General features: G+C 62.0%; 10 protein-coding genes. 7 read left to right on the forward strand and 3 right to left on the reverse strand.

Annotation, left to right across the window (positions count from 1 at the left end):
- Both tuf and BMZ35_RS20410 read right to left on the reverse strand, forming a co-directional pair.
- The gene (tuf, locus tag BMZ35_RS20405) at nucleotides 1-1,176 is read right to left on the reverse strand and encodes an elongation factor Tu (protein ID WP_093094480.1); all 1,176 of its coding nucleotides are present in this window, start codon (nucleotides 1,174-1,176) and stop codon (nucleotides 1-3) included.
- 99 nt (nucleotides 1,177-1,275) lie between these two features.
- On the reverse strand, nucleotides 1,276-1,887 hold the full coding sequence (locus tag BMZ35_RS20410) for a hypothetical protein (protein WP_093097236.1): 612 nt from the start codon (nucleotides 1,885-1,887) through the stop codon (nucleotides 1,276-1,278).
- A 116-nt stretch (nucleotides 1,888-2,003) separates the two neighbouring features.
- On the opposite strand from BMZ35_RS20410, the gene BMZ35_RS20415 reads away from it, so the two are divergent.
- Nucleotides 2,004-3,356 (forward strand): cytochrome P450, encoded by a 1,353-nt coding sequence (locus tag BMZ35_RS20415; RefSeq protein WP_093097238.1) that lies wholly within the window; start codon nucleotides 2,004-2,006, stop codon nucleotides 3,354-3,356.
- Nucleotides 3,357-3,681: 325 nt separating this feature from the next.
- Here BMZ35_RS20415 and BMZ35_RS20420 read toward each other — a convergent pair whose 3' ends face one another.
- The gene (locus BMZ35_RS20420) at nucleotides 3,682-6,024 is read right to left on the reverse strand and encodes a DNA topoisomerase IV subunit A (RefSeq protein ID WP_093097241.1); all 2,343 of its coding nucleotides are present in this window, start codon (nucleotides 6,022-6,024) and stop codon (nucleotides 3,682-3,684) included.
- A 158-nt stretch (nucleotides 6,025-6,182) separates the two neighbouring features.
- Here BMZ35_RS20420 and BMZ35_RS20425 point away from each other — a divergent pair, with 158 nt between their 5' ends.
- The 6 genes from BMZ35_RS20425 to BMZ35_RS20450 all read left to right on the forward strand — a co-directional run bounded on the left by BMZ35_RS20425 (nucleotide 6,183) and on the right by BMZ35_RS20450 (nucleotide 10,432).
- On the forward strand, nucleotides 6,183-6,737 hold the full coding sequence (locus BMZ35_RS20425) for an SH3 domain-containing protein (RefSeq protein WP_093097245.1): 555 nt from the start codon (nucleotides 6,183-6,185) through the stop codon (nucleotides 6,735-6,737).
- Between the two features lie 89 nt (nucleotides 6,738-6,826).
- Nucleotides 6,827-7,660, forward strand: coding sequence for an SDR family NAD(P)-dependent oxidoreductase (locus BMZ35_RS20430; protein WP_093097248.1), 834 nt, complete (start codon nucleotides 6,827-6,829; stop codon nucleotides 7,658-7,660).
- An 82-nt stretch (nucleotides 7,661-7,742) separates the two neighbouring features.
- Complete coding sequence (locus BMZ35_RS20435; protein WP_093097250.1) at nucleotides 7,743-7,946, forward strand: twin transmembrane helix small protein; 204 nt, start codon at nucleotides 7,743-7,745, stop codon at nucleotides 7,944-7,946.
- Nucleotides 7,947-7,950: 4 nt separating this feature from the next.
- The gene (locus tag BMZ35_RS20440) at nucleotides 7,951-8,523 is read left to right on the forward strand and encodes a cob(I)yrinic acid a,c-diamide adenosyltransferase (protein ID WP_093097253.1); all 573 of its coding nucleotides are present in this window, start codon (nucleotides 7,951-7,953) and stop codon (nucleotides 8,521-8,523) included.
- Between the two features lie 224 nt (nucleotides 8,524-8,747).
- Nucleotides 8,748-9,506: an electron transfer flavoprotein subunit beta/FixA family protein gene (locus BMZ35_RS20445; protein WP_093096174.1), complete on the forward strand. Its 759-nt coding sequence runs from the start codon at nucleotides 8,748-8,750 to the stop codon at nucleotides 9,504-9,506.
- The gene (locus BMZ35_RS20450; RefSeq protein ID WP_093096169.1) at nucleotides 9,506-10,432 is read left to right on the forward strand and encodes an electron transfer flavoprotein subunit alpha/FixB family protein; all 927 of its coding nucleotides are present in this window, start codon (nucleotides 9,506-9,508) and stop codon (nucleotides 10,430-10,432) included. Before BMZ35_RS20445 ends, BMZ35_RS20450 begins: the two co-directional genes overlap by 1 nt.
- Nucleotides 10,433-10,434 lie beyond the last annotated feature (2 nt).

Consider the following 10,434-nt stretch of genomic DNA (forward strand, 5'->3'; position numbering starts at 1 on the left):
TTACTCGATGATTTTCGACACAACGCCGGAACCGACGGTGCGGCCGCCTTCGCGGATGGCAAAGCGCAGGCCCTGTTCCATCGCGATCGGCGCGATCAGCTCGACGTTGAACTTCAGGTTGTCGCCCGGCATCACCATCTCGGTGCCCTCGGGCAGCTGAACAGTCCCGGTCACGTCGGTGGTGCGGAAGTAGAACTGCGGACGGTAGTTCGCGAAGAACGGCGTGTGACGGCCACCTTCATCCTTGGTCAGGATATAGGCTTCGGCTTCGAACTTGGTGTGCGGCGTCACCGAACCCGGCTTACACAGAACCTGACCACGCTCAACCGCTTCACGGTCGATACCACGCAGCAGCGCGCCGATGTTGTCGCCCGCTTCACCGCGGTCCAGCAGCTTGCGGAACATTTCAACACCGGTACAGGTCGATTTCTGCGTGTCCTTGATGCCGACGATCTCGATCTCGTCACCCACGTTGATCACACCACGCTCAACACGACCGGTCACAACCGTACCGCGACCCGAAATCGAGAACACGTCTTCGATCGGCATCAGGAACGGCTCGTCAACCGCGCGCGGCGGCTGCGGGATGTACGCGTCAACAGCGGCCATCAGCTCGGCGATCTTTTCCGAACCGATATTGTCGTCACGGCCTTCCAGAGCGGCCAGAGCCGAACCTGCGATGATCGGAATATCGTCGCCCGGATAGTCGTATTCGCTCAGCAGTTCGCGGACTTCCATTTCGACAAGCTCAAGCAGCTCTTCGTCGTCAACCTGGTCAACCTTGTTCAGGAACACGACCATGGCGGGGATACCCACCTGGCGGCCCAGCAGGATGTGCTCGCGGGTCTGCGGCATCGGGCCGTCAGCGGCGTTCACAACCAGGATCGCCCCGTCCATCTGCGCCGCACCGGTGATCATGTTCTTCACATAGTCAGCGTGGCCGGGGCAGTCGACGTGTGCATAGTGACGCGCGTCGGTTTCATACTCAACGTGCGCGGTCGAGATGGTGATGCCGCGGGCTTTTTCTTCCGGCGCGCCGTCGATCTCGTCATAGGCTTTGAAGTCACCGAATTGCTTCGTGATCGCTGCCGTCAGAGTGGTTTTACCATGGTCAACGTGACCGATGGTGCCGATGTTGCAGTGCGGTTTGCTGCGTTCAAACTTTTCCTTGCCCATGGTTGGCGCCTTCTAAAAGTTAGGGGGCCTCGCGACCCGTTTTCCTCTACCGCGCGCGACATATTGGGTTGCGCGGCAAAAATCAAGCAGGGTTTCGCGTTATTGCAGCTCCAGCGCCTCGCGCCCCTTGTTGTCCTTGGTTTTCTTCCAGCAACTCGCCAGAACCTCCGGCGGGACATTGTCCACCAAGCAGGCGCGGTTTTCATGGAGCCATTTTTCCATGGCCTTGGCCGCGTTGTAGGTGAGGTTCGCCATCTGCTCTTCCGCGCTCATCGTGTAGCCGGTCCCGACCAATGTCGACCCGCTGAAGCTTTCCAACACGATGATCTCGCGCGGCTCCTTGTTGAACTTGCCCCCTGCGCGGTCATCCCACGCGGTCACCGTGATGATCAGAACCGACTTGGGCGATACGACCAGCGGTACGCCGGGTGCCGCCAGCACGTACCCGCCGATATTCACGCCGAAATGCACCAGCCGCGTGCCTTCATACCGCCCGAACCGGGCATCCACCGCGTTCTTCATCGACGCGATCCAATCCTCGGTCGACGCTTCACGTGACAGCGGTCCCATCTGAATATCGGGCGCCACCACGATATTGTGCCCCAACTGGAAATCCCCAAGGTCCAGCAGCTCTTCATTGACGGGCTGGGTCGGCACCGCGCAGGCAGACAAGGCCAACAGGGCGCTCAGTATCAGGGCTAGTCGCTTCATGTGTCTCTTATCCCGGTCAAAAATCCCGCTACGGATAGCCCAACCCGAACGCGACCGCAATCGCGGCCTTTTCCCACGCGCATCGCGCGCCTATCTTTCAACGTGGAGGAGCCCCCATGACCCAGACCGATCTGCCCGTGCATGTCCCCCTTGCGACCCAGCCGCTGGGTGTTTTGGGTTCTCTCAAGGCCGCGCGTACCAACCTCCTTTCCATCCTGCCCGAGATCGCCGTGCGTCAGCCAATGGTGTCGGGGCGCACCGGGATCCGCTGGCACATGATCATGGATCCGGGTGCGATTCGTCAGGTGCTGCTGGAAAAAGTCGATGATTATCCGAAATCCAGGGCCACCAAGAACATCCTGCGCCCGGCCATCGGCGACAGCCTGTTCATTGCCGAGGATGCCCATTGGCGCTGGCAACGCCGCGCCGCCGCCCCGGTGTTTTCCCACCGCAACGTGATGAACCTTGCGCCCGTCATGAGCGCCGCCGCCGACCGCAGCGCGGCCCGTGTCGCCGCCGCCGGCGACCACGCGGTCGATTTCCTTGACGAAATGGTGCGCACCACCTTTGACGTGATCTCGGACGTGACATTTTCCGGCGAAGGCACCTTTGACAGCGACGCCGTCCACCGCGCCATCGACGCCTATATCGCCGAGGCGGGCAAGATCTCCCTGCTCGACATGCTGGGCTTTCCCGACTGGATTCCCCGGCCCGGACGGCTCTTGTCGGGCAAGGTGGTCGGCCAGATGAAGCAGGTCGCCGACGAGGCCATTGAAGCCCGCCGCGCCCGTGGCTCAGGTGACATCCCCGACCTGCTCGACCTGCTGCTGGCCGGGGAAGACCCCGAAACCAAACGCAGCATGAACACGTCCGAACTACGCGACAACCTTCTGACCTTCATCGTCGCTGGCCACGAAACCACCGCGCTCACGCTCGCCTGGTCGCTCTACCTCTGCGCTTTCGATCAGGAAGTGCAAAACCGTGCCCGCGTCGAAGTGCAATCGGTTCTGACCGGCGACACCGCCACCGGCGCAGATGTCGCCAACCTGCCCTTCATTCGCCAGATCGTCGATGAAGCCCTGCGCCTTTATCCGCCTGCCGGGATCATCTCGCGCACGGCGCAAAAACACGACATGCTTTGCGCGCGCGACATCCACCCCGGCGACACGGTCATGATCCCGATCTACGCGCTGCACCGCAATCACATGCTCTGGGACAATCCCAACGCCTTCCGCCCCGACCGTTTTGCCGACCGCAAGGCGGTCGAGCGCTATGCCTACCTCCCGTTCGGCGATGGCCCGCGCATCTGCATCGGCGCGTCTTTTGCCATTCAGGAGGCGGTCATCATCCTCGCCACCCTGTTGGCGCGCTTCCGGTTCAACCTCGTTCCCGGACGCCAACCCGACCCGGTGATGATCCTTACCCTGCGCCCGAATGACGGCGTCTGGCTCACCGCCGAGCCGGTCTAGGCCCGACGGGCAGCCCTCCCGCCATCTTCGCGCCCTTGCGGGCGCTGCCAGATGTTGAGCCCGGCCGCGCGCCAAAGGCGCACGGCGGGTCCCACCCGATCAAACCCTAAACAAAACCTTGCGTTCGCCTGTGTAACACTCGGCCCCAATCGCGCGTCTTTTGATCCATACCGACGCAATACCGACACGATACCGACGTGAAGCCGACGCCCAAATCCTTAAAAACAAGGGCGTTAACCATTCGATTCGCCTCGCAACCCGTTTCGACAACAAAAAAGGGCCGGTGCTTCTTTCAAAGCACCGGCCCCAATCTCATGCGAGCGGCTCAGGAGAACTTGAAATCGCGCGGGAAGCCATAGGGCGGCTTCTTGCCCACCCCGGCCCGTTTGCCCAGCCACTCGGTCAGGTCCGGTTCATGCCGGGTCTTGCCCCCGCCCATGCTCCAACTCAGCCCCTCGGACCAGTTGAACGTCGCGATATCACTCAGGCCGCCATCCAGCTCCAGCGTCCCCTGACGCCCGCGCGCCATATTGTATTTCTGAAGCCGCACGCCCTTGCCGCGCCCCATCTCGGGCAGCTCGCTCACCGGGAACACAAGGAAACGGCCATTCTTGGACACGATCGCCACGTGATCGCCAACCACCGGCTTGCAGATCACGGCCTTGGCGTCATCCTTGACGTTCAGCACCTGTTTCCCGGTCCGCGTCTGGGCGATAACATCCTGTTCCGCAACAACAAACCCGTCGCCCGCGCTCGAGGCAACCAACAGCTTGCGTTCGGGCGCATGGATGAAGAAATCCACGATCTCGGCTTCGTTGGGCAGGTCCACCATCAACCGCAGCGGCTCGCCCATGCCCCGCCCGCCGGGCAGGTTGGCGGCACTCACCGTGTAGAACCGCCCATTGGTGCCGAACACCAGCAAACGATCCGTGGTCTCGGCATGGAAGATGAACCGCGGCCCATCCCCATCCTTGAACTTCAGCTCGCGATTGAGGTCGATATGCCCCGACATCGCCCGCACCCAGCCCATCTTTGAACAGACTACGGTGATCGGCTCGCGCTCGATCATCGCCTCAAGCGGCACTTCTTCGACCTCGCCCGCCTCGGCAAACACCGTGCGCCGCGCGCCGCCTTCATAATTCTTACCGAACTGGAGCTTAGTCTCTCTGAGCTGCTCGGAAATCCGGTCCCACTGCAAGCCCTCGCTCTCCAGAAGGTCTTCCAGCGCCGCCCGCTCTTCCATCAGCGCGTCGCGCTCACGGATCAGCTCCAGCTCTTCCAACCGGCGCAACGACCGCAGTCGCATGTTCAGGATCGCTTCCGCCTGAACCTCGCTCAGCTCGCCCTCGCCCTTTGCAGGAAGCGGCGACACATAGTCATGCTCAGACGTTGCGCGCACATGATCCAGCCCCCAATCCTCGGCCATCAGGGCCTGTTTCGGGGCGTCGTCATAGCGGATGATGTCGATCACGCGGTCCAGGTTCAGGAAGGCGATGATGAACCCTTCCAGCACCTCAAGACGATGGTCGATCTTCTCCATCCGGTGCTGGCTGCGTCGGATCAACACCTCGCGGCGGAAATCCAGAAACGCCCGCAGCACCTCTTTCATGGAACAGACCTTGGGCGTGACACCGTCGATCAGCACGTTCATGTTAAGGCTGAAACGCACCTCCAGGTCACTGTTTCGAAACAGCATTCCCATGAGGATTTCAGGATCGACATTCTTGGAGCGCGGCTCAAGGATCACCCGGATATCGTCCGCGCTTTCATCCCGGACATCCGCAAGGATGGGCACTTTCTTGGTCTGAATCAGTTCGGCCAGCTTCTCGATCAGCTTGGATTTCTGCACCTGGTAGGGGATTTCCGTGACTACGATCTGCCACTGGCCCCGGCCCAGGTCTTCCTGCTCCCATTTACAGCGCAGCCGGAACGATCCCCGCCCGGTGCGATAGGCCTGCGCGATGTTCTCGCGCGGCTCGACAATCACGCCACCGGTCGGGAAATCCGGCCCCTGAACATAATTCAAAAGCGTATCGTCGCGCACATCCGGCGTCTTGATCATGTGCAGACAGGCGTCGCACAGTTCGGCAATGTTGTGGGGCGGAATATTCGTCGCCATCCCCACCGCGATCCCGCTCGCCCCATTGGCCAGAAGGTTCGGAAAAGTCGCAGGCAAAACAACGGGTTCGGTCAACGTCCCGTCATAATTATCGCGGTAATCCACCGCGTTTTCATTCAGCCCCTCAAGCAGAGCCTCGGCCACCGCCGTCATCCGCGCCTCGGTGTAACGCGACGCCGCCGGGTTATCGCCGTCGATATTTCCGAAATTGCCCTGCCCGTCGACCAGCGGGTAACGCACGTTGAAATCCTGCGCCAGACGCGCCATCGCGTCATAAATCGCGGCATCGCCATGCGGGTGATAGTTGCCCATCACGTCGCCGGAAATCTTGGCCGACTTCCTGAAACCCCCTGTCGCGTTCAGCTTCAGCTCGCGCATTGCATAAAGGATGCGCCGATGCACCGGCTTCAACCCGTCCCGCGCATCCGGCAGCGCCCGGTGCATGATCGTGCTCAGCGCATAGGTGAGATAGCGCTCGCCAATCGCGCGGCGGAGCGGTTCTGTCGTGGCCGGAAGCGGCAGGTTTTCGTCGTCGATCATATCGTTCATGCAAATGGTGATACCGATTGCCCGAGACTCCGTAAAGCAGATGCATGGGGATAACAGACGAAAATTTCCCCCTCAGTCTACAGCTGCTATTGTGGTAGAGTTGATTCCTGTCGAAGTCATTTCGTTTTCAATTTCTTGGTTCGTTCGGAGTAGGTTGCGTGTCGCGGTTTGTATTGCTGAGCTTTGTTTTCCTGGGCTGGGGGTTCTATGAACTCAGCGGCGGCTCTGAATTCGAACCCACACGCCGCGCCGCGCCGGAAACCGCAAAGACCACCTCTCACCCTGCCCCGGTCACGGTGACCGCCACCGCCAAACCAGTGCCCACCCCGGTTCCGACCGTCCGGCGCGACCTGCGCGAACTGGTCACGGCACCGCAACCCACGCCCGCCGTGACGCCAGCGGCCCTGTCCGCCGAGTCCGTGCTCACCCAACCCGCCGCGCAACCCACACTACCACAAGCCATCCTGCCGCCACCGGCGCCCGAACCGCCCAAGGACATCCGCTCGGTGCGTGGCGCCCGCGTCAACATGCGCAGCGGACCGGGCACTGCCTATTCCGTGCTGGCCACGCTGACCCGCGATCAGCAGGTCATCGTGCTCCGAGAACCCGGCAATGGCTGGGCCAAACTCAGGGTGGTCGATACCGGGCGCATCGGCTGGACGTCGTCACGCCTTCTCTCCCCCCCGGCCCAAACCGCCACCGCCGCCGACTGATCCGGACCTGTCCGTCAGGTTTGACTTGATCCCGCGTCCCCTTGCCCTAGTCTGCGCCCCGTGTCCGGCAGCGACGGGAAAGGGCGGCAATGCCACGGAAAACCATCCTCATCACCGGCTGTTCTTCGGGCATCGGTCTTGACGCAGCCCACCGGATGCGCGCCGAAGGCTGGCGCGTCTTTGCCGCCTGCCGCAAGCAATCGGACTGTGACCGCCTGATCGCCGACGGGTTTGAAAGCCCGCTGATTGATTATTGCGACACGGCAACCATCGAAACCGGTCTGGCCGAAGTCCTTGCGGCCACAAACGGCACACTGGACGCCCTGTTCAACAACGGCGCGCGCGGCTTGCCAGGCGCGGTCGAGGATATCCCCACCGAAGGCTTGCGCGATCTCTTCGAAAGCAACCTTCTGGGCTGGCACGACCTGACCCGCCGCATCCTGCCCATCATGCGCGCGCAGGGGCACGGACGCATCATCAATTGCTCCTCGGTGCTGGGCTACGTGTCGATGCGTTATCGCGGCGCCTATGTTGCCACGAAATATGCGCTCGAAGGCTGGACCGACAGCCTGCGCATCGAACTGCGCGGCACCAACATCCACGCCATCCTGATCGAACCTGGCCCCATCACCTCGGCCCTGCGCCGCAACAATGCGGCCCAGTTCTTTCACTGGATCGACTGGGAAAACTCCGCCTTCGCAGACCACTACCGCACCACGCTCGTCAAACGCTTTGCCGACACCGACCGCGGCCCCGACCCGTTCGAACTTCCCGCCACCGCAGTGAGCGACAAACTCCTCACCGCGCTGACCACGCGCCGCCCCCGCGCACGCTACCGCGTGACCACCCCCGCCCACGTCATGAACCTCCTGCGTCGCCTTTTGCCCACATCTTTGCTCGACTGGGTGATCGCCAAAGGGTGATCCTGCGTATCAAATTCGGCGGTTCAGTTTTGCGCCTGATCCGTCTACACCAACGACAACTGCAGTTTTCAGGAGCAGAATCATGGCAAATGACCCCTTGTTCTGGGTAGTGGCTGCCGCCTCGCTGGCCGTATTGGTCATTCTCATGATCGGCATCGCTGGCTTTGCCAAGGGCGGCGAATTCAACCGCAAGTATTCCAACAAGCTCATGCAGCTACGCATCCTGGCCCAGTTTCTGGCCGTGGTGCTCATCATCCTGTTCGCATGGCTGCGCAGCAGAGGCTAAGGCAATGGTTGTTCTGAACAAGATCTACACCCGCACCGGCGACAAGGGCACAACCGCGCTCGGCAATGGCGACCGCGTTGCCAAATACGATGCCCGCGTGACTGCCTATGGCACGTCCGACGAGTTGAACGCGACGCTCGGTATGGCCCGCCTGCATGCCTCGGGCGACATGGACGCGCAACTGGCCGCCATCCAGAACGACCTGTTCGACCTGGGCGCCGATCTCTGCCGCCCCGACATCGCCAAGGATGCCGATGCCGAATACCCGCCGCTGCGCATGATCGCGTCACAGGTGGATCGGCTCGAATCCGAAATCGACGCCATGAACGGCGCGCTGGATCCGCTGCGCAGCTTCATCCTGCCCGGTGGCTCGGCGCTCGCGGCGCATCTCCACCTCTGCCGCACCGTGGCCCGCCGCGCCGAACGCCTTGCCGTGGAACTGTCGCAGTCGGAAGAGGTGAACCCGCATGTCATCACCTATCTCAACCGGCTGAGCGATTGGTTCTTCGTCGCGGCGCGTGTCGCCAACAATAGTGGCAAGGACGACGTCCTGTGGGTACCCGGCGCGAATCGCTGACCGGGCAAGGGGGACACTTGACGCAATTTGTCGCGAGGTAAACTTTCTTGCCCTTTGAAACATTGTTGCAAATAACGTGACGTGAAATCTGAAAACGCGACGTCGCTGGGCGCAAACGTGACGATTTTGCTCTGTTTCGACGTCGTCCGAGCCTATATCAACGGCTCGAGCGCATTCCGAAGAGTCGCCCCGCGGCTCAAAAATCTGATAGGAGTCTACCGCCGATGAAGGTACTTGTGCCTGTGAAGCGCGTGATTGACTACAACGTGAAGGTTCGTGTTAAGGCGGACGGGAGCGGAGTTGATCTCGCCAACGTGAAGATGTCGATGAACCCGTTCGACGAGATTGCCGTTGAAGAGGCGATCCGCCTGAAAGAGGCCGGCAAGGCCGAAGAAGTTGTGGCCGTGTCGATCGGCGTCAAGCAGGCCCAGGAAACGCTGCGCACGGCGCTGGCGATGGGCGCGGACCGTGCGATCCTGGTGGTTGCTGCGGATGACGTGCACACCGATGTTGAGCCGCTGGCGGTTGCCAAGATCCTTGCCAAGATCGTCGAGGAAGAGGCCCCCGGTCTGGTGCTCTGCGGCAAGCAGGCGATCGACAACGACATGAACGCCACCGGCCAGATGCTGTCGGCGCTCTTGGGCTGGTCGCAAGCGACCTTTGCCTCGGACGTGGACATCGACGGCGACACCGCCGTCGTGACCCGCGAAGTGGATGGCGGTCTGCAGACCATCAAGGTGTCGACCCCGACCATCATCACCGTCGACCTGCGCCTGAACGAGCCGCGCTATGCGTCGCTGCCGAACATCATGAAGGCCAAGAAAAAGCCGCTGGATGAGAAAACCGCTGCCGATTACGGCGTCGACGTCTCCCCGCGTCTTGAAATCGTGAAAACCGAGGAACCGGCCGAGCGTGCCGCCGGGATCGTGGTGGGTTCGGTCGACGAACTGGTTGCAAAACTCAAAGAAGCGGGGGCTGTGTAATGGCTGTTCTTCTTCTCGCAGAAGTCAACAATGGCGAACTGGCGCTGGACGCCACCGCCAAGGCTGTCACCGCGTCCAAGGCGCTGGGTGACGTGACCGTTCTGGCCGCGGGCGCCTCTGCCGCAGCGGCGGGCGAAGCCGCTGCCAAGATCGACGGCGTGGCCAAGGTTCTGGTCGCCGAAGACGCCTCGCTGGGTCATCGCCTCGCGGAATCCACCGCCGCGCTGATCGTGTCGCTGGCCGGCGATTACGAGCACATCGTGGCCCCCGCCACCACCGACGCCAAGAACGTGATGCCCCGCGTGGCCGCGTTGTTGGACGTGATGGTGATCTCGGAAGCCACCGACGTGGTCGACGCCAACACCTTCGTGCGCCCGATCTATGCCGGCAACGCGATGCAGACGGTCAAGTCGAACGACGCCAAGAAGGTCATCACCTTCCGGACCTCGACCTTTGACGCGGCCGGTGAAGGCGGATCCGCTTCGGTCGAAACCGTTGGTGCGGCCGCAAATCCGGGTCTGTCGGAATGGGTCGAAGACAAGGTTGCCGAAAGCGACCGCCCCGAACTGACCTCGGCCGGCGTTGTCGTGTCGGGTGGCCGTGGCGTGGGTTCGGAAGAGGACTTTGCCCTGATCGAGAAACTGGCCGACAAGCTGGGCGCCGCCGTTGGCGCGTCGCGCGCTGCCGTGGATTCGGGCTACGCTCCGAACGACTGGCAGGTGGGTCAGACCGGCAAGGTCGTCGCCCCCGAGCTCTACATCGCCGTGGGCATCTCGGGCGCCATCCAGCACCTCGCGGGCATGAAGGATTCGAAGATCATCGTCGCGATCAACAAGGACGAAGAAGCCCCGATCTTCCAGGTCGCAGACTTCGGCCTCGTCGCAGACCTCTTCGCAGCCGTACCAGAACTCACCGACAAACTGTGAGG

The sequence above is a fragment of the Shimia aestuarii genome (assembly GCF_900114635.1).
GTDB lineage: Bacteria > Pseudomonadota > Alphaproteobacteria > Rhodobacterales > Rhodobacteraceae > Shimia > Shimia aestuarii.

Coding starts and splice junctions, on each gene's coding strand:
- BMZ35_RS20450 (WP_093096169.1), top strand. CDS start 9,506: ATGGCTGTTCTTCTTCTCGCAGAAGTCAACAATGGCGAACTGGCGCTG.
- BMZ35_RS20440 (WP_093097253.1), top strand. CDS start 7,951: ATGGTTGTTCTGAACAAGATCTACACCCGCACCGGCGACAAGGGCACA.
- BMZ35_RS20435 (WP_093097250.1), top strand. CDS start 7,743: ATGGCAAATGACCCCTTGTTCTGGGTAGTGGCTGCCGCCTCGCTGGCC.
- BMZ35_RS20415 (WP_093097238.1), top strand. CDS start 2,004: ATGACCCAGACCGATCTGCCCGTGCATGTCCCCCTTGCGACCCAGCCG.
- BMZ35_RS20410 (WP_093097236.1), bottom strand. CDS start 1,887: ATGAAGCGACTAGCCCTGATACTGAGCGCCCTGTTGGCCTTGTCTGCC.
- BMZ35_RS20445 (WP_093096174.1), top strand. CDS start 8,748: ATGAAGGTACTTGTGCCTGTGAAGCGCGTGATTGACTACAACGTGAAG.
- BMZ35_RS20420 (WP_093097241.1), bottom strand. CDS start 6,024: ATGAACGATATGATCGACGACGAAAACCTGCCGCTTCCGGCCACGACA.
- BMZ35_RS20430 (WP_093097248.1), top strand. CDS start 6,827: ATGCCACGGAAAACCATCCTCATCACCGGCTGTTCTTCGGGCATCGGT.
- tuf (WP_093094480.1), bottom strand. CDS start 1,176: ATGGGCAAGGAAAAGTTTGAACGCAGCAAACCGCACTGCAACATCGGC.